This window comes from Bradyrhizobium barranii subsp. barranii, from assembly GCF_017565645.3.
Classification (GTDB): domain Bacteria; phylum Pseudomonadota; class Alphaproteobacteria; order Rhizobiales; family Xanthobacteraceae; genus Bradyrhizobium; species Bradyrhizobium barranii.
This window is the reverse complement of record NZ_CP086136.1, coordinates 3,187,019-3,205,127: the sequence shown is the minus strand read 5'-3', so window position 1 is coordinate 3,205,127 and position 18,109 is coordinate 3,187,019. Positions and strand designations below refer to the sequence as shown.

The window sequence follows — 18,109 nt, the reverse complement described above, 5'->3', positions numbered from 1 at the left end:
GGTCATGGACCAGAGGCCTCACGCGCTGGTGACGGGCGCAAGCTCGGGGATTGGTGCGGCGATCGTCGAGCAGCTGCTGCGCGACGGCTGGCGCGTCACCGGGATCAGCCGCCGCCTTGCGACGTTCGACCATCCGGCGTTCGATCATTTGTCGCTCGACCTGGATGATGTCGACAGCATTGCCGACGCCTTGGCAGGCTTCACGCCGACCGCGCTGGTTCATGCCGCGGGCCTGCTCAAGGTCGGTGCGCTCGGATCGCTCGACCATGACGACGGCGCGGCGATGTGGCGGCTGCATGTCGACGTCGCCGGGCGCCTCGCCAATGCGCTGGCGCCGCGCCTGCCGAACGGCGGACGCATCGTCTTCATAGGCAGCCGCACCGCATCGGGCGCCGCGGGCCGCGGGCAATATGCCGCGACCAAGGCGGCGCTGGTCGCGCTGGCGCGGTCTTGGGCGCTCGAGCTCGCACCTCGCGGCATCACCGTCAACGTCGTTGCCCCCGCCGCAACCGAGACGCCGATGCTGAAGGATCCCTCGCGCGCCAATGTCACGCCAAAGCTGCCGCCGATCGGCCGCTTCATCCGCCCGGAGGAAGTCGCAGCCGCCGTGGCCTTCCTGCTCTCGACGGAAGCAGCCGCCATCACCGGGCAGCAGCTCGTCGTCTGCGGCGGCAGCTCGCTCTAGGCGCACCGCCGCAATCGCGGTCGGCCCGCGATTGCTCGAGGGACAGCCCTCGCGCGGCGGTTGCCCTCACATCATCGAGATTGGCAATTACGGCGATCAGCGCGTGGCCGCGATCCTTGCGCGGAAGCTCGCCTGCCCCTGCATGATCTTGTCGAGCAGTGCATCGAGCGCCCAGAAGCGCTCACGGATGTCGAAATCGATGGTCCGGCTGCGGGCGCAGGCGAACGTGCCGAGCCTCTGATGGTACAGCTTGGCCAGCTTGGGATATCCCATCGGCTCGGCCATCGCCGCGAGCGCGAGATAGACCGAGAGATCGTCCGCCAGCGCCGGATGCCGCGCGCTGTCGGTCAACAGCCATTTGTAGAGATCGGGATGGAAGTTCGTGAACACGCCGGTGAAGCCGGCGGATCCGCTTCTGATGGCGTCGAAGGCGATCGCCGCATTGGCATTGACGATGGCGAGCGAGGAGTTTTTCGTCAGCGCCACGCGACGCTTCACGGTCTCGAGGTCGCAGGACACGTCCTTGAGGATCGCGAAGCGCCCGCTCTCGGCGCAGAACGCCAGCTCGTCGTCGGACATGAGCCGCCGGAACGGCGCGGGACATTCGTAGAGGCCGAGCGGAAGATCGGCGGGCAGCGCATCGAGCAGATGGCGCAGATTATCCATGAAGACCGTGCCGCCCTGCCGCTTCGGATCGAACCGGTTCGTCACCAGCACCAGTCCGTCCACGCCGGTCGCGGCGATGGAGGTCAGCTCGGTCACTTGATCGTCGCGGGATTCACTGACGTGGCCTGACGCGATGACAGGCACCCGGCCCGCCGCCTGCCGCACGACGAAGCGCGCCAGTGCGACGCGCTCCTCGAGGCTCAAAAACTGCATCTCGCTCGACTGGGCCACGGCGAACAGCGCATCCGCGCCATTGGCGATGTACCATTCGATGAGGTTTTCGAGGCCCGCATAGTCGATCGCGTCGGCTTCGGTGAACGGCGTCAGCATCACCGGAATGATGCCCTTGATGGTTGCGGTCACAAATCGGCTCCCAAGACGTTGAAATCGGTGACAGGCAGGAGCCTGCCGCTCACGCGTCTTGCAACGCGTGAGCGTAGCTGTTCGGGCTGGCGATCAGTTGCCGGCCACTTCCTTGATGCGCGCGATCATGTCGTCGACGGCCTTGTCGACCGGCACCTTGTTGGTGACGATGGCGTTCACGGCCTTCATCCAGACGTTCTCGTTGTTGAGGGTGGTGAACTTGTAGTTCTTGCTCATCTCGTAGCCGCCGACGCCGGCGAAGAACTGGTCGCGCACGGCGCGGCGATGAACGTCGCCGTCCCAGAAGGCGGACTTCTGCGCGGCCGTCTTGACCGGGAACCAGCGACCGAGCGCACCTTCGACATAGGGCTGGAGATTCTCGTCGCGCAGCAGGAACGAGACGAACTCCTTGGCCCGGTCCTTGTTCTTCGCCTGCTCGAAGATCAAGCCGACCACCACGGAGGCGCGGGTGTGGACCGGCGTACCATCCGGCTTGTTTGGCCAGACCATGGTGCGGATGCGGTCATTATAGTTTTTCTTGGCTTCGTCGCGCTGCTCGGCGGTGAGCGTCTCGTTGCCGGCGTCGTCGAGCCATTTGCCGGGGAGCGAAACCGTCGAGTTGTGCGTCATGATCGTCGTCTTGTTGTGGAAGGCGACGTTGTTGTCGGGATCCTTCCAGCTCGTCGCCGATTGCGGCGTGCAGCCTTTCGCGGCGATCTCGACATAGTCCGTCATGGCGGCGACGAGACCCGCCTTCACCTTGGGATCGTCGACCAGGAGCTTGCCGTTGTCGTCGACGAGCACGACGTTGTAGGCGTCCATGAACACCAGGAACGAGATGAAGCTGTCGGTGGCGTCGACGCCCATCGGATGGCCGACGCCGTAGATGCGCTTGCCGGACGCCTTGCGCACGGCCGGTTGCGCCTTGTCACACCAGAACGACCAATAGCCCTTCCAGTCCTTCGGGATGTCGGTCTCCTTGAGACCTCCCTCCTCCAGCATGTCCTTCCAATAATGCAGATGCAGCGTCGCCTGCTTCAGCGGGAAGGCGTAGTAGGCCTTCGCCTTGGTCTTGTCGTTGTACAGCATGACCGTTTCGAGCGACTGCGGGGAGAACTCGCCCTTGATCGGTGCGAGCACGGAGCCGAGATCGACCAGCTTGCCTTCGGAGGCCCACTTGCCGGCGCCTTGGAAATGGTAGGTGTCCGCATAGGTCACGTCGGGCGGACTGCCGGCATCGAGCGCCGCCACCAGCTTCGGCATCATGTCCTGCGTCGCATATTGCGACAGCTCGACCTTGACCCCGGTCTTGGCCTCGAACTTCTTGATGACGGCGAGCAGCGCGTCTTCCTCGGCCTTGTAGTAGCCCTTGTTCCACCAGACGACGAGCTTCTCCTCGGCGGCCGCCGGGCTCGCCGTTCCCATCATCGGCAAGAGCAGCGAAACCGCCATCGAACAGTTTCTGGCCCACCGCAAAACGCTATTCCGCATTGTCGTTTCCTCTCCGTCTCATCCGGCGAGGGGCCCGCCGGTTGCTCTCATGGCGTTTAAAAACGCGCTCATGTAAGCGCTTACATATGAGGAGTCAAGCGGCCCTTTGAGAGGGAAGCAGCCCTTCTGGCGGGACCAGGCGCGCTATCGAAGAGACGACCGCTCTCTGCGGGATCAGGCGCCCCTGGCGTGACCTGCGCTGTCGCGGATTTTCAGAACGGGCACGACTTCGCGGGACTGCGCCTGCGCTTGCCGGCCCGCGATCACGGCGAGGAGCTCGTTGGCCGCCAGGACGCCGATCTCCTGATTGTCGACCTTCATCGTCGTAAGCCCCGGAGAAAAGCGCGATGAAATCGCAAGATCATCGAAGCCGGTGATCGAAAAATCCCCGGGCGCGTCCAGGCCGCATTCCCGCGCGGCCATCAACGCACCGAGCGCCAGATTGTCGTTGCCGCAAACGATCGCGGTCGGCCGGACGTCGACGGCTTGCGTCATCAATCCGGCAAAGCTGGCCGCGCCGAACTCCAGTGTCGAGGGACCCATCATCAGATCCTGTGCCGCGATTTCCAAACCCGCGGCCGCGAGCGCTTCGCTGACGCCGCGAAGCCTGTCCTTCACGCGGTCGTTGTTGGTGTCGGGCTGGAAGATGGCGGCAAACCGGCGATGGCCGAGCGACAGCAGATGCTCCGTCATGCGGCTGAACGCGGCGCGATTATCAAAGCCGATGCACGGATGCGGTGACAGCTTGTTGTAGGAGTACGTCACCACATAGGGAATGCCGCGCGAGTTGAGCGCGTCAAAAAGCTCGGGGGGATGATTTTCACCGACCACGGCAATTGCTTCCACACCGCGCGCAAGCATCGCTTCGGCCTGCCGCAGGCCCTCGTCCGGATCATAGTTCGAGCAGCCCAGGAACAGCGTGAAGCCGCGTTCGCTGAAGACGGTCTGCATGCCGCCGATCTGGTGGGCGAAGATTTCGTCGTCCAGGGTCGGGATGATGGCGCCGGCGATATGCGTCCGGCGCGAGGCCAGCGCCCGTCCGGCAGCATTGGGAATCCAGTTCAGCGCGCGTGCCGCGTCCTTGACCCGCTGCCTGACCTCTTCGGAGACCTTGTCGGGTTCGTTGAAGGCACGCGAGACGGTCGCGGTCGAGACATTGGCCTTGCGGGCGACCTCCTCGAGCTTGACGCGGCCGCGGCCTCCACGCGCTCTCTTTGAACCTGCCACCATCCCCGCCACGTCGGTCGAACGCCTGATCGATCAATACCTTGCCATGGTATTGACGACCGCCGGAGTCCTCAACGAAAATCTCCCGGCGTGAGCGCGCGCTTCCTAGACGATCCCGCCCTGCCGAAGTGCCGCGATCGCAGCCACATCGTAGCCAAGCTCAGTCAGGACGAGGTCGGTATGCTCGCCGAGCGTCGGCGGACGCGATGCGATCTCGCCTGGCGTTTCCGACAGCCGGACGGCAGCGCGGGCGACGGGTGCGCGTTTCGGCAGGCCGGGATACTCAACATCCTGCATGAAGCCGGCGGCGCGAATATGCGGATGGTCCAGCGCCTGTTGTGGGCTCAGCACGGGCCCGGTCGGAATCATGGCCTTGCCCAGCGTGTCGACAGCCTCCTGCGTGGTGCGCTCGGCGCACCAGCGCGCCATCCGCGCGCTGATGACGGGGCCGTTGTTGCCGCGGCTGATGTCGTCGGCAAAGCGCGGATCGTTCAGCCACTGATCCTCCTCACCCATCAGCTTCGCCCAGCGTTTGAACAGCGGATGCCCCGTGACCTGGCACAGCACCCAGCCGTCCCTGGTGCGGTAGATGTCGGCCGGCGCTGCGGTCTGGCCGAGATTGCCGGTCGGAACACGGTTGACGTTGATGACCGCCTGCTCGATCAGCGTGGCATTGGTGAAGGACAGCGCGGTGGCGAGCAGCGCGCCCTCGACGATCTGCCCGCGCCCGGATTTGCCGCGCTCGATCAGGGCTGCGAGCGTCCCGAACGCGCAATGCAGCGCCGTGCCGAAATCGACCCAGTTCACCGCGGCCCGATATGGTGGGTCGCCGGCACCGGTCATGTACACCGAGCCCGACATGACTTGGCCGACACCGTCGAAGCCGACGCGGTCGGACCAGGGCCCCGGCCCGCCGAACGCGGTTGCGGTCGTCAGGATGATGTCGGGCTTGATCGCCTTCAGCGAGTCGTAGTCGAGCTTCATCGCGCGCAGGGTCTGCGGCGGCAGATTGGCGACGACGACGTCCGCGGTCGCGATCAGGCGGCGCATCACCTCCTGCCCCTCCGGCTTCATCGGATCGAGCGTGATGCACTTCTTGTTGCGGTTGACCTGAAGAAACAGCGCGCCTTCGCCGCCCTCGCCGACCGGCGCCACGAAGCGGTCCTCGCTGCCGTCGCGCTTTTCCACGCGGATGACCTCGGCGCCGAATTCGGCCAGCAAGGTCGCGCAATAGGGCCCTGCGATATAGCGCCCGAAATCGAGGACGCGCACGCCCTCCAAAACTCCTCCCATCGATCCCTTCCCATATTCATATGTTCTGGCCAGATTACAGGGACTGGCTGCCACGGCAAGGAGGCAGAGGACATCATGCCCCTGCCCCCAAGATGTGATCGGCGAACAGTTTCGGCCGGCGGAAATTCTGCGCTAGAGTCTTATTCTGACGCGTTTTCTTTACGCGAAGCGGTGTCCACTTCGCTTGAAAACGCTCTAGTATTGCCCCGTCCGTCCCCCAGCCAGAGCACATCCATGCCGCAACAATTCGATCGATCCGCAGAAGATCTCGGCAACGCGATCCATTTCGAGCACGTCAACATCCAGGTCCCCGACCAGCGCCTCGCCACGCTGTTCTACGTGACCGGGCTTGGACTGACCCGCGATCCCTACCTGATGGTGTCCGACACCAACATGTGGATCAATGCCGGACGGAGCCAGTTTCACTTGCCGAGCGGCAGGCCGCAGGTGCTGCGCGGCCATGTCGGGCTGGTTATCGAGGGCCGCGAGGCGCTGCTGGCGCGGCTCGCGTCAGTCGCGAAGAAGCTCGAGGGCACGGCGTTTGCATTCGCCGAGCACAACGATCATGTCGAGGCGACCTGTCCGTGGGGCAACCGACTGCGCTGCTACGAGCCGGACGCCGCGCGCTTCGGGCGCATCGCGCTCGGCATTCCCTATGTCGAGTTCGACGTGCCGGAAGGCACCGCGAAGGCGATTTGCGCCTTCTACCCCGAGATCATGCGCATGCCCGCAAACTTGCGAAACGGCGACGGCCAGGTCGCCGCCGTGAAGACCGGCCGCGACCAGCATCTGTTGTTCCGCGAGACCGATCGGCCGCAGGGCGACTACGACGGCCACCACGTGCAGATGTACATCACCGACTTCTCCGGCCCTTACCGCAAACTCCTGGCGCGCGACCTGATCTCGCGCGAGGACAATCAATACCAGTACCGCTTCTGCGACATCGTCGATCTCGACAGCGGCAGGCATCTCTTCACGGTCGAGCACGAGGTCCGCAGCGCGACCCATCCGATGTTCATGCGACCGATGGTCAATCGCAATCCGGCGATCAACAACCGCAATTACGCATTCGGCCACGATCAGTCGCTCTGGGCGATGGGGCCGGATCAATACGAGGGATAGGGGCGGCGAACGCGCGCCTTGCGGCGCGCGCGATCCATGACCTCGGCCGGCCATCAGCAGCCACGGCAGATGATCAGCCGGCGGTCGATCTCCCTGTCGAGCCGCTGCAGCTCCGCGTCCTGGGGCGAGGCTTGCGTCGACCCGGGCACGTCGCTGCGTCGCGGCTGCCGGTGACCGATGGGAGCCTGCCGGGACAGGTCCGCGAACTTCATTGCGTCCACACTGCCAGGCGAGGACATGGTCACAGGCGCGCTTGCGCCTCCGGCAGCCCTGAGGCTGGAAACCGATCCGAACAGAAACGTAGCTGCGACGACGGTCACGCCAAGTCTGATTGACATCATCATTCTCCTATCGCGGTGACGTTGCGACGATGCGCACACGATGGATAGGAGGTCCCGGCTACTCGACCATTTCCCCCGCGGCGACATCGCGTTACCATTGCAACCGCGATCGCCGATTGTCGTGCGCCAGCTCTGGATTCCTGTCTTGACGCGCTTCCTTCGCGCGAGCCGGTTTCCGCTTCGCTCGAAAACGCTCTACCGCGCCACGGCGGCCCGCCTCACGCGTCGTCGCGCGGCCGACGAGGCGACGCTCCGCGCCAGGACGCCGGCGAGCTCCGCCGATATCAGCGGGTGATGAACGAGCTCGGTGATCCCGGACGTCTCCAGCGACGGCACCGCCAGCTCGCGCGTCGATGGGCTCGCCAGAATCATCGGCAAGGCCGGCGCCGCCGCGTGCAATGCCGCCGCCAGCTCGATCGAAGAGCCTCCGGGCAGGTGACACACCAGCGCCGCATCGAAGCGCGTTTGCGCGGTGCGGCAGGCAGTGATCGCCTCCGCCAGCCTGGTGAACCCAACCGGCTCATAACCCAGCGCCGCGAGGATTTCCTCATGGCGCAACAGGCGACGGCGGTCGGTGTCGAGCACCAGCACCGTCTCGCCTGCGCCACGGAACGCAAGATCGGGGCTGTGCTGAACCGGCACCGCCTCGTCGGGATCGCCGGATGGCAGCCAGACGTCGAAGCGCGTGCCCGCATCCGGCTCGCTCTGCACGGCGACGGCGCCGCCATATTGCTCCGCGATCTCGCGAACGGTTGCGAGCCCGATGCCGTTGCCGTCCGGACGCGTCGTGAAGAAGGGCTCGAAGATCCGTTCCAGCGTCGCCTCGTCCATTCCCGGCCCCGGATCGGTGACCGAAATGATGGTGAAGCGGCCGGGGCCGACCTCACTGCGTCCGATCGACAATGGCTGTTGAAGGTCGCGCACCTTGATGCCGAGTTCAATACAACCCGGCTCCGTCATCGCCTGAGCCGCATTGTTGCAAAGATTCAGGATCACCTGCTGCAATTGGGCGGGCTCGCCCATCACGGTGGCCTCCTCTGCCGACTCGTTCACCTCGAACTGGACGTGCGAAGGCAACGAAGCCGCCAGCAGCGATCTGGTCTCGTCGATCAGGGTCCTGACGCAGACACGCTCCCGCCTGCCCTCGCCGCGGCGGCCGAAGCCGAGAATCTGTTCGACCAGTTCGCGCGCCCGCTCCCCGGCACGGCGGATCTCCGCAAGGCTGCCGGCCGGCCGACCTCCCGACCGGATTCGCGCCTCGGCGATCTCGGCATAGCCGAGGATCGCGCCGACGATATTGTTGAAGTTGTGGGCGATACCGCTGGCAAAGGTGCCGAGGGTTTCCATGCGGCGTGCCTGTTGCAGGCTCGCCTGCAAGCGCTCCTTCTCGCCTTCGAGCCGCACCCGGCGGATCGCGTTGCCGATCGCGTCGAACGCCATGCGAAACAACGAGACTTCGGACCAGTATGCGAGCGCGCCCGCCGGCACGGTATCGAAGCCGAGGATTTCATCGCGATGTCCCCTGACCGCCGTCACGCACAGCCAGCCGCCGACGCCGGCGTCCTCGAGCAGGTTCATCGTATCGTCGGGATGGGCGGCCTTGACCTTGGGAATATAAACGATACCGCCTTCGCCACTGTCGAAGCGTGGCGCGAGGCTCAGCGCGCGATCCGGCCAACCCGGCTCGAATGCGATCCCGTCGCGGGACCACCGATAGGTGCTTGTCGTCGTCCCGGTCGCGCCGACGAAATAGGCGCGATCCGCACCGATGCATCCGGCGAGCTGTTGCAGCGCGGTCTCGACGTCAGCGGTGATCCTCTCGCGGCTCGAATCGATGAACCGCATCGAGATGCCGGCCATGACGTGCTCGAACGCCGCACGGCGGCGCAGCGTGACCGCGCGCCGGTGCAATAGCAATCCGAAATAGACCACGCCGCAGAGCAGCAGCAGCGACGTCATGAACTGCAACAGGCGTACCCGGCGCGCCGACGCCCGCGAGGCGAGCTGACGCCTGGTGATCAATGCCAATACGGCATCCTGCTCGCGGTTGTTCGATTCGGCGACGAGCGTCTTCACGATCGTGTCGATGTCGGGCAGAAGGTCATGCAGCATCTCCCCGTGCATCAACAACGCGCGGACCGAATCCATGTCCTGCGGCGGCGTTTGCACGAGCGCCAGCTCTTCCAATCGACCCTGGACCTGACGCGCCACGACGTCCGACGTATCGAGCGTCAGGCGCAGCATCGCTGCCGCCAATGCGGAGGCGGCCGTGACCAGCGCCCGCTGATCGGAGTCGGCCAGCTTGTCGCTGAACAGACCGAAATAGGCAAAGGAGTTCTGGAGCAGCGCGTTGCGGCTCTTGAACCGTTCGACCAGGTCCTCCTGCCGGAGGGCGCGTGCCGACAGCACATCGATGGCCCTGGTCTCTTCGGCATTGAGACCCGGCGTTTCGCGCAGCCGCGTCAGGGCGTCGTCATAGGCATCGGTCATCTGCACCAGCTTGTCATAGTTGCGCGACAGGCCGACGCGCGCGGTCAGCACTTCCCTGGTCATCGCGCGTTCGAACCGGGTGAAGTCGCCAAGCGCCTGGAGCTGACGGTCGTAACGCACCGAATTGAAGTTCGGCCCGTTCAACAAGAGCCAGGTCAGCAGGGCCAGCACGCAGGTTACGCCGATCACGGCGGGGGCAAATTTCATGGGGAGCCTCCGACAGTCGCGCCGCGATAGGTGCCGGTCAGACTGTTCAGAAAGGCGACGAGCGCCTTGACCTGCTTCTCCGTCAACGTGGCGTTCAATTGGGCAAAGGCCATCTTGCGAACCGCGTCATCGAGCGTCGGCGCGCTGCCGTCATGGAAATACGGCGGCGTGGTCGCGACGTTGCGCAGGCTCGGCACGCGCAGAATTTTCGGCTCGGGCGATGCGAGCGGGTGGAATATGCCGTGGCGCTGGAACAGATTGCCGCCGACATTGACGCCCTGATGGCAGGACGCGCAGCCCAGCGATTTGAACAATTGGTAGCCGCCCAGCTCGTCCTCCGACAGCGCCGCGGCGTCACCCGCCAGCCAGCGATCGAACTTGCCGCCCGGCGTGACCAGCGTGCGCTGGAAGTTCGCGAGCGCGTCGACGACATCGCCGCGCTCCGGGCGGTGGCCGTAAGCCGCGAAGAAGCTCTCGCGCATGTCGGGATCGGCATTGAGCTTCTCTGCGATTTCGACCGAGCTGCTCGCCATGGTGCGCGGACTTTCCAGCGACGCCCTGGTATCGGCTTCGATGTTGCGTAATTTTCCTTCCCAGCCGAAGCGAAAGCTGAGCGCCGCATTGAAGACGGTGAGCGTGTTGAGCGCGATCGCCGCCCCGTCGGGGCCGACATCGTGCTGCCTCGGGCTCGCGCCGTTCGTCGCGATATCGTGACACGATGCGCAACTGCGTGAATTGTCGTGCGACAGCCTGCGATCGGAGAACAGTCGTTCGCCGAGCTTGACCTTCAGCGGATTGATTGCCGGCGGTGCCGGAATGGGCGTGATGGGCTCATCCTTGCGGACCGACACGAAGGCAGACGGCGACTGCGACGGCGCCGGAGAGACCTTCAGAGAGCACGGCACCAGTGCGCAAATCACGATCGCGCAACGTCGAAGGCCGGCACCTCGTCCGGCCCCGAGAAATCTGGCGAACTGCTGCACGCCCAGCAATGTGGGGGTGAAGCGAGAATTGTCGCGGCTGCTCAAGGAATTTTGATCGAAGCTGGATGATTTCGCGAAGGTGGCCGCCACATGCTCCGGGCGATGGTGTCAGCAATCACGGCAGTACCTCACCACCCGCTCGATGTCCGACCTGCCGGAAATCCCGAGGTCCCGCAAGGTCCGGTCATCGAACTCCATCAACGCAGCGACGGCCTTCCTGATCTCACGTTCCCGACGCCAGTATGCAGGCAGGTCCATCAGAGTCCCCAGGGTCGCGCCGAGCGACCCCAGCCGATTCCAGCTGCGCTCCAGTCGCGCATCGCGCGGCGCGGCGCGATCGAGCCTGACGATATTCCCATTATTGTCATTCCCATTGTTGTCGGCTCCATCGTTGCCGCTCTTCTCCGCGGGCTCGCGACCCACCAAGGGCGATCGGCAATCTCTCGTGGCCTCCAGCATCGCCTGAACCGGCGCGGCTGCGGTCGGATGCAAGGCTGCACCGTAGAGGGCAAAGCCCTCCATCAGGGAGGCGAAGACCGCCCACCAGAATGTGGTGACGGGCTGATCCTGCCCGGTAGGCGGTACGTCCGGAGGCGAAGCGATGTCCGGCGCGCGATGCCTCGCGGCAACCGCACCGAGACGGACCATGCCGCGACCGTCAGATCGTGCGACCCAGTTCGCCCTGTCGAGTTCCATGTGACCCGGCAAGGCAACGCGGCTCACACTGTGAGAATACTTCTCCATCGTAAATCTCCCACACGCTGTTGGTGGGAGGCAATCTGACGGCCCGCTGTTACGCCAAGGTCACCGCCGTCGGCAAATTGGCTACAATTGCAATCCGCCAATTGCTTCTAGAACGGATCGACCGGCACCGCGAAGACATAGCCGACGCCGCGTTCGGTCTGAATGACGCGCGGCGCGCTCGGATCGGTCTCCAGCTTGCGTCGCAGCCGCAGCACCTGGACGTCGATGCTGCGATCGAAAATATCCTCATGGATGCGGGTCGCCTGCAGCAGATGCTCGCGGGTCAGGGGACGCTGCGGCGCCTCCAGAAAGGCCAGCAGCAGCGCATATTCTCCCTTGCTCAACGGCACCGGCGCTTCGTCGGGATCGGTCAGCTTTCGGCTGCGGCGTTCGAGCTTCCAGCCGCTGAAGCGATAGCCCCCGCGCTCGGGATCGCGGGCGCGCGCGGCCCGTCCCATCTCCTGCCGCCGCAACACCGCGCGGACGCGCGCCAGCAGCTCGCGCAACGAGAACGGCTTGATGATGTAGTCGTCGGCGCCGAGCTCGAGCCCGACGATGCGATCGATCTCGTCGGGACGATGGCCCGTCGTGATGATGACCGGCACGTCGGAATGCGACCGGATTTCCCTCAACAGGTCCAGACCGTCATCCTGACCAAGCCGAAGGTCGAGGATAATCAGGCTCGGCTGGCTGCCATCGAGATAGTGGTTCAATTCCGATCTGTTGGAGGCCGCCCTTGTCGGGATATTGTGCTCCTCGAGATATTTGATCACCATTTGCCTTAACGTCGGATCGTCATCGACGACGACGATGTGGCCAATATCTGCAAGCATTCCATACTCTCAAAATTCGCCGTCCGCCGAGTGAGCTGTACTTAAGAATTGCGAACGTCAACGTCCGGCTGTGGTGAAATGATATTGATGTCGTCCGAATTGGAATCGCTCAAAATAGAATGGGATATCCGAGGCCATCGGCACACACTGAGTCTATCTATGATGCCGTGATGACGTCGCAACAGGGTAATTCTGCGGCTAATTCCGCCGGATGTCGCATACGTGAATAATTGTGATCCCAACGCTTACTACTTTGGGGCGATAGGAAGCCTGCGGCCTGCGCTGTCGTTCAGCGACTGCGATGTGCTGCGCAGGCTGTTGCCCGCCCCCGCAGGGCGCGACCGTTTGCGGGCGTCACGGAATCATCAGGAGCCCGGCAGAGCCAACAGGTACTGGTAGATCGCGGCGAGATCGTCGTCATCCATCCGCCCGATCGGCCGCCACGGCATCTGCTCGCCGAGCCGATGCCCGTTCGGATCAACGCCTGTGCGCATGGTGTCGACGAATTGCGCAAGGCTCCAGTTCTTGACGATACCGAGGTCCGGTCCGAGCGGCGGCAATTGTCCCGGCACGCCGCCGCCGAGATCCCTGCCGTGGCATTCGCGGCAATCCTGATAGGACAGCAGGTACTTGCCATACAGCGCCGTCGGCGCCTTCGGCGGCGCGGTGATCACGCCGGTGAAGACGGGCTTCGCATCCGGCAACAGTCCGGCGCCCAGCATCACGATGCCCAGCAGGCTGAAGCGATCCGGCGGATCCGGGGTCTGCGCACCGCTCGCGGGCAGGCTGCGGATGTAGGCGATCACGGCCTTGGTGTCGTCGTCACTGAGCCGGCCGGCATTGGTGAAGGACATGATCGCCAGCCAGCGCCCCCTCACGTCGATCCCGTTGCGAATGGCACGAAAGATCTCGCCATCGGACCAATTCTTCAAGACGCCGGCGGGCGTGAGATTGGCCGGCACGAACGAGCCGATGGGAATCGGGAGATCCTTGGCCACATCGCCGCCGCCGGTCAGCGTCCCGGTCTGCGAGTGACATGCGGCGCAAAAGCCGTCGGCCACGGCCATGCCTCGGGCAATCTGGTCCGGTGTCGCCTCGATTTTCACATCCGGGACCGGTGCGGAGCGGGCGTGTTGCCGGACGATACCGACCGCGGTCAAAGCGGCGACGCCGAACACTGAGACGGCCAGCACGGCCGTCAGCACCATGCCGCTCCACTTCGCCAGAGCAGATTTCGTCCGGGAGGCGCGAACGCCCAGCCAGGCCAGAAACGCGATGAACGCAACCATCGCAATCAGGGCGACAATATTTTCCATGCCAGTCCTCAATGAATTGGGCGCGACCGATGCCGCGCGACATCCGGATCGTCAAAAATGAATTTCGGCCGACGCCAACGCGCCAATATCTGCGAAGGTGTGCCATGCGGAGGTCTGCCGGATTAACAGCGCGGTGTTTCCGTGCCGTTTCATCGCCCGCCGCTCGCGTTACAATTGTAATCCTGTGCCAGCATCATCGCTGCTGGCAGGATGTCACCGGTTTCGCACCGAACTTTTTTGCCCGGCCTTGGCAGCGCCACGATGCGTTGCCGCCGTAACCATTTTCGCTGCCGCCGGAAGTCTTGGCGTAACGGCGATCGCTTCAATTGCCTCTCACTCGACCGGACGCTCTGGGGCGACCGCGCATCGATCATCAAGAGGTCAACTCACATGAAGATTCTTATCGCTTCGACACCGGCGACGGGTCATCTCAATCCGATGCTGGCGATCACGCAAATCCTGCGTGGCGATGGCCACGAGATCGCTTTCCTGACGGGCACCGCCTTTCGTGCCCGCGTCGAAGCCAGCGGCGTCAAATTCTTTCCCCTTCCCGAGGACGCGGACTTTGATCCGAACGACGTCTTCTCGCGGTTCCCCGAACTCAAGACCATCCCGCCGGGATTGGAGTGGTTCCGTGTTGCTTGCGAGCGCATCTTCGTCGACGCCATTCCGGCCCAGCACCAGGGGCTGCTGCAAATCTTGCGGCAATTCCCCGCCGACATCATTGTCGCCGACGACATGCTGTTCGGTGTGCTGCCGATGCTGCTCGGACCGCGCTCGCAGCGGCCTCCCATCGCGCTCTGCGGGACCTCCTTTCTGCATTGGGCGCGCGAGGACGGCGCGCCCAATTTCCTCGGTCTGCCGCCGGCAAAGAGCGACGAGGAGCGCGATCGCTATGCGGCCATGGCGCGGGAATTTGATGCGGCAGTCGATCAGCCGGTGTCACTGCGCCTGAACCGGGCGTTGAAGTCCCTCGGGGTCGGGCCGATCGCGATGCCGATGTTCCATTCTGTGGTCGCTCTCGGGGATGCCTATCTGCAATTGTCGGTGCCAAGCTTCGAATTTCCTCGCGAGATTCCGCCCTCAGTGCATTTCGTCGGCACCCCGCCGATCATCGCCAACCAGGTCCCGCCGCCGCCCTGGGCCGAAGAGCTCGACGGATCGCGCAAGATCGTTCTGGTGACGCAGGGAACGGTGGCCAATCACAATTTCAATCTGCTGGTTGCCCCGACGCTGGCGGCCCTCGCGGACGAGAAAGACATCCTGGTGATCGCGACGGCAGGCGGCCGCCCGGTTGACGCCATCCCCGGCAAGATTCCGTCGAACGCGCGCATCGCCAGCTATCTGCCGTTCGAATGGCTGCTGCCGAACGTCGACGTGCTCGTCACCAATGGCGGTTATGGCAGCGTCAACCAGGCCATGAGCTTCGGCATCCCGCTGGTCACCGCGGGGCTGACCGAAGACAAGGCCGACGTCAACGCGCGGGTCGCATGGTCCGGGGTCGGCATCAACCTCGCGACCAACGAGCCGACACCGAAGGCGTTGCGCGACGCGGTGCGGACAGTGCTCGATCAATCCCGCTTCCAGTCGCGAGCCTCGCAGATCGCGGACGAATTTGCCGGGATCGACACGCGGGCCGAAATCCTCCGGGTCATCGGCGAGCTCGTGGCCGAAGAGAGCTCGCACACCGGAGCGATGGCGGCAACCCGGGGGCGGCGCGCCGAACGGCGCGCGTAATCGCCGAACGCGGCGATGGAGGGCGGGCGACCGCACCTCCATCACCTCATGCACATCGATCAAGCCGGAACCGGAAATCTGTCCATGCAAATCGACCCCGCATCCTTCGCCTTCACGCTGCTGCTCGGTTTTCTGGCGGCCGTGCCCTATTCCGGCATCGACATCAATCTGCCGGCGCTGGCCGCGACCGGCGCGACGCTCGACGCGAGCGCGTCGGATGTCGGGCTGACCATGAGCGCCTTCATGCTCAGCCTCGCCACCGCGCCGCTGATCTACGGACCTATCTCCGACCGCCTGGGCCGCAAGCCGATTCTGGCATTCGGCCTCGTATTGTTCGTCGCCGCAAGCCTTGCCTGTGCGAAAGCGTCCTCGCTGCCGGTTCTGTTGCTGGGCCGCTTCGTCCAGGGCATCGGCGCCGCCGCCACCGCAACGACCTTTGCCATCATTCGCGATCTCTTCGACGGCAACGCCGCGCGAGGCAAGATCGCCAACGTCATGGTCACGGTCAATGTCGCGACCGTGATCGCACCGACGGCCGGCGCCGCCCTGCTGGCGATCGCCGGCTGGCGATCGATCTATGCCGTCCAGGCGGGGATCGGTCTCATGCTGCTGGTCGTGGTGATGTTTCGCTTCGCGGAGACTGCGACGACCGACCGCGCCGGCCGCCTGGGGCTTTCAGCTGTCATCGACAGCTACCGCCAGGTGCTGATGCATCCGGTGTCGTTGCCTTTCATCCTGGTCGGCGCCGCGGGCGGCGCGACCGTGTTTGCCTACGTCACCGGCGCCTCGCTGTTCTTCGTCGGCGCCATCGGACTGCGCCCCGAGCAATATGGGCTGATCTTCAGCGCATGCTCGGGGGCCGTCATGGTCGGCGCCTTTCTCGACGGCCAGCTCGGCCGGCGCGGCGTAGAGTCGGCGCGCATGCTCACAACCGGGCTGACGCTGTCGGCCGCCGCCAGCACCGCCCTGCTCGCGATGACATTGGCCGGCTGGATGCCCACGTCACTCGTGGTCGCGCTGCTGATGGCGGTCGCACTCGGCTTCGGGTTCAGCGTGCCGAACGTGATGAGCGCGACGATGCAGCGTCTCCCGGAGATCGCGGGCGCCGTCAGCGCTGCCGCCGGAAGCATTCAGCTGACCGCCGGCGCAATATCGAGCGGGCTGGTCGCACTTCGCTTCGACGGGCGGACCGCGTTGTCGATGACGGCGGTGATGGCGGCAACGTCGCTGCTCGCTCTGGTTCTCTATCTGCTGGTCGCGCGCCCCGCCGAACGCCGCCTACCGTCGCAGACGATCGATCCCGGCGTGGCGGTCCGCAGCCCCACGAAGTCCTGAGTTGGCCGAATCCAGCTGGCAGCCCGGCGCATCCGTCGGGTTGCGACCTGACTAGGCCAGTGAGGGATCGAACCTCCGCATGGCGGAACCAAAACCTGTTTGATTATTCGACGATTTCAATCCGCATTTGGAACAAGCGGCGTGGCGCGCCCCGCCCTTATTCTCGCCGCCATCATCATTCAGGAACGCGCGCAGGGGCGGGCTCCTTCAGGGGGCAGTTCCCAAAGGTTCTGCGTGATCATCCGACGTTTAGTGCAACACGAAGTGATTGCGTCCCGCCGTGCGCTCTTTGGCGGGCTTGCGTCCTCAGCCTGCGTTGTCGCGCTGGGCGGATGCGCCAGCTTGGGTGCTACCGGCGCACGCTACGACGCTTCATCGCTCTCGGTCGACCCTACGTTGCTCGTCGTAACCACGCGTAAGCCAGTGAACGGCGGCCGGTCGAAGCCGTGGTTCGGGCCGGAGCGGGCTTCTACGATGACCGTCGCACGAGCGAAGCTTGTGGCGCCTGGTGACAGCCGTTTTTCTCTGGCTGCAGCGGGACTTGACGATTGGCGTCTTGATGGGGTCGAGCCGGTATCGGGCGATGTCGGCAGTCTTGTCGCGCAGGCCGGCGGCGGACCAGACGTCCTGATCTACGTGCACGGCTTCAAGCAGACGTTCGAGACAGCGGCGCTCGATGCTGCGCATCTCTCCGATGGCATCAGGTTCCGCGGCCAGACGATGGTATTCTCCTGGCCCTCGAAGGCAGGACTGTTCGACTACGCCTATGACCGCGACAGCGCAATGTGGTCCCGCGATGGCTTCGAACGCGTGCTGCAATCTGTCGTGACGAGTTCAAACGCCGGCCGCGTCCACATCGTCGCTCACAGCATGGGAACCATGCTGACGCTCGAAAGCCTGCGCCAGCTCTATGCGCGATCCGGTGACGCCGTTGCGGGCAGGATCGGGGCCGTGGTGTTCGCCGCGCCGGACATCGACATGGACGTATTCTCGTCGTCGATCAACCGCATCGGTCCGCTTTCGCGCAAGATCACCGTCATCGCCGCAACGAACGACCGCGCGCTGGCGTTGTCGGGGCAACTCGCTGGTGGGATGACACGGGTCGGCGCTGCCGAGAAGACCGCCATCGAAGGGCTCGGGGTGCGCGTGGTCGATGCGTCCGAGGCAGGCTGGGGCGTTATCAACCACGACCTGTTCCTGTCGAATGCGGAGGTGCGCCAGGTGATACGCCGCTCGATTGATACCGTGGCCGCGTGAACCCGGCGTGGCGGAAACG

At 64.6% G+C, this 18,109-nt stretch carries 15 protein-coding genes; 5 read left to right on the top strand and 10 right to left on the bottom strand.

What is annotated here, in order from left to right:
* Nucleotides 1-4: 4 nt before the first annotated feature.
* Nucleotides 5-685: an SDR family NAD(P)-dependent oxidoreductase gene (locus J4G43_RS15450; RefSeq protein ID WP_208085290.1), complete on the top strand. Its 681-nt coding sequence runs from the start codon at nt 5-7 to the stop codon at nt 683-685.
* 96 nt (nt 686-781) lie between these two features.
* Here the strand turns inward: J4G43_RS15450 and J4G43_RS15445 are convergent, their stop codons facing one another.
* The 4 genes from J4G43_RS15445 to J4G43_RS15430 all read right to left on the bottom strand — a co-directional run bounded on the left by J4G43_RS15445 (nt 782) and on the right by J4G43_RS15430 (nt 5,725).
* Entirely contained in the window at nt 782-1,714 is a 933-nt protein-coding gene (locus tag J4G43_RS15445; protein WP_208085289.1) for a dihydrodipicolinate synthase family protein, read from the bottom strand.
* 93 nt (nt 1,715-1,807) lie between these two features.
* Nucleotides 1,808-3,166 carry an ABC transporter substrate-binding protein gene (locus J4G43_RS15440; protein ID WP_208085288.1) on the bottom strand — a complete coding sequence of 453 codons (1,359 nt, stop codon included), beginning with the start codon at nt 3,164-3,166 and terminating at the stop codon, nt 1,808-1,810.
* A gap of 213 nt (nt 3,167-3,379) precedes the next feature.
* Entirely contained in the window at nt 3,380-4,435 is a 1,056-nt protein-coding gene (locus J4G43_RS15435; RefSeq protein WP_208085287.1) for a LacI family DNA-binding transcriptional regulator, read from the bottom strand.
* Between the two features lie 102 nt (nt 4,436-4,537).
* Nucleotides 4,538-5,725: a CaiB/BaiF CoA transferase family protein gene (locus J4G43_RS15430; RefSeq protein WP_208085286.1), complete on the bottom strand. Its 1,188-nt coding sequence runs from the start codon at nt 5,723-5,725 to the stop codon at nt 4,538-4,540.
* 234 nt (nt 5,726-5,959) lie between these two features.
* On the opposite strand from J4G43_RS15430, the gene J4G43_RS15425 reads away from it, so the two are divergent.
* Nucleotides 5,960-6,847: a VOC family protein gene (locus J4G43_RS15425; protein WP_208085285.1), complete on the top strand. Its 888-nt coding sequence runs from the start codon at nt 5,960-5,962 to the stop codon at nt 6,845-6,847.
* Nucleotides 6,848-6,900: 53 nt separating this feature from the next.
* On the opposite strand, the gene J4G43_RS15420 is transcribed toward J4G43_RS15425, so the two are convergent.
* The 6 genes from J4G43_RS15420 to J4G43_RS15395 all read right to left on the bottom strand — a co-directional run bounded on the left by J4G43_RS15420 (nt 6,901) and on the right by J4G43_RS15395 (nt 13,761).
* Nucleotides 6,901-7,185: a hypothetical protein gene (locus J4G43_RS15420; RefSeq protein WP_135215059.1), complete on the bottom strand. Its 285-nt coding sequence runs from the start codon at nt 7,183-7,185 to the stop codon at nt 6,901-6,903.
* A gap of 198 nt (nt 7,186-7,383) precedes the next feature.
* Nucleotides 7,384-9,885 (bottom strand): two-component system VirA-like sensor kinase, encoded by a 2,502-nt coding sequence (locus J4G43_RS15415; protein WP_208085284.1) that lies wholly within the window; start codon nt 9,883-9,885, stop codon nt 7,384-7,386.
* Nucleotides 9,882-10,913, bottom strand: coding sequence for a cytochrome-c peroxidase (locus tag J4G43_RS15410; RefSeq protein WP_224517011.1), 1,032 nt, complete (start codon nt 10,911-10,913; stop codon nt 9,882-9,884). Before J4G43_RS15410 ends, J4G43_RS15415 begins: the two co-directional genes overlap by 4 nt.
* 63 nt (nt 10,914-10,976) lie before the next feature.
* Complete coding sequence (locus J4G43_RS15405) at nt 10,977-11,612, bottom strand: DUF1127 domain-containing protein (RefSeq protein WP_208085283.1); 636 nt, start codon at nt 11,610-11,612, stop codon at nt 10,977-10,979.
* A 107-nt stretch (nt 11,613-11,719) separates the two neighbouring features.
* A complete protein-coding gene (locus tag J4G43_RS15400) occupies nt 11,720-12,445 on the bottom strand; it encodes a response regulator (RefSeq protein ID WP_014497160.1) in 726 nt (241 codons plus the stop codon).
* Nucleotides 12,446-12,810: 365 nt separating this feature from the next.
* Nucleotides 12,811-13,761, bottom strand: coding sequence for a c-type cytochrome (locus J4G43_RS15395; RefSeq protein WP_208085282.1), 951 nt, complete (start codon nt 13,759-13,761; stop codon nt 12,811-12,813).
* A 390-nt stretch (nt 13,762-14,151) separates the two neighbouring features.
* Here J4G43_RS15395 and J4G43_RS15390 point away from each other — a divergent pair, with 390 nt between their 5' ends.
* The 3 genes from J4G43_RS15390 (at nt 14,152) to J4G43_RS15380 (ending at nt 18,090) form a co-directional block, all read left to right on the top strand.
* Entirely contained in the window at nt 14,152-15,498 is a 1,347-nt protein-coding gene (locus J4G43_RS15390; protein WP_208085281.1) for a nucleotide disphospho-sugar-binding domain-containing protein, read from the top strand.
* A gap of 84 nt (nt 15,499-15,582) precedes the next feature.
* Complete coding sequence (locus J4G43_RS15385; RefSeq protein WP_208085280.1) at nt 15,583-16,833, top strand: Bcr/CflA family efflux MFS transporter; 1,251 nt, start codon at nt 15,583-15,585, stop codon at nt 16,831-16,833.
* Between the two features lie 234 nt (nt 16,834-17,067).
* Entirely contained in the window at nt 17,068-18,090 is a 1,023-nt protein-coding gene (locus J4G43_RS15380; RefSeq protein ID WP_208089330.1) for an alpha/beta hydrolase, read from the top strand.
* Nucleotides 18,091-18,109 lie beyond the last annotated feature (19 nt).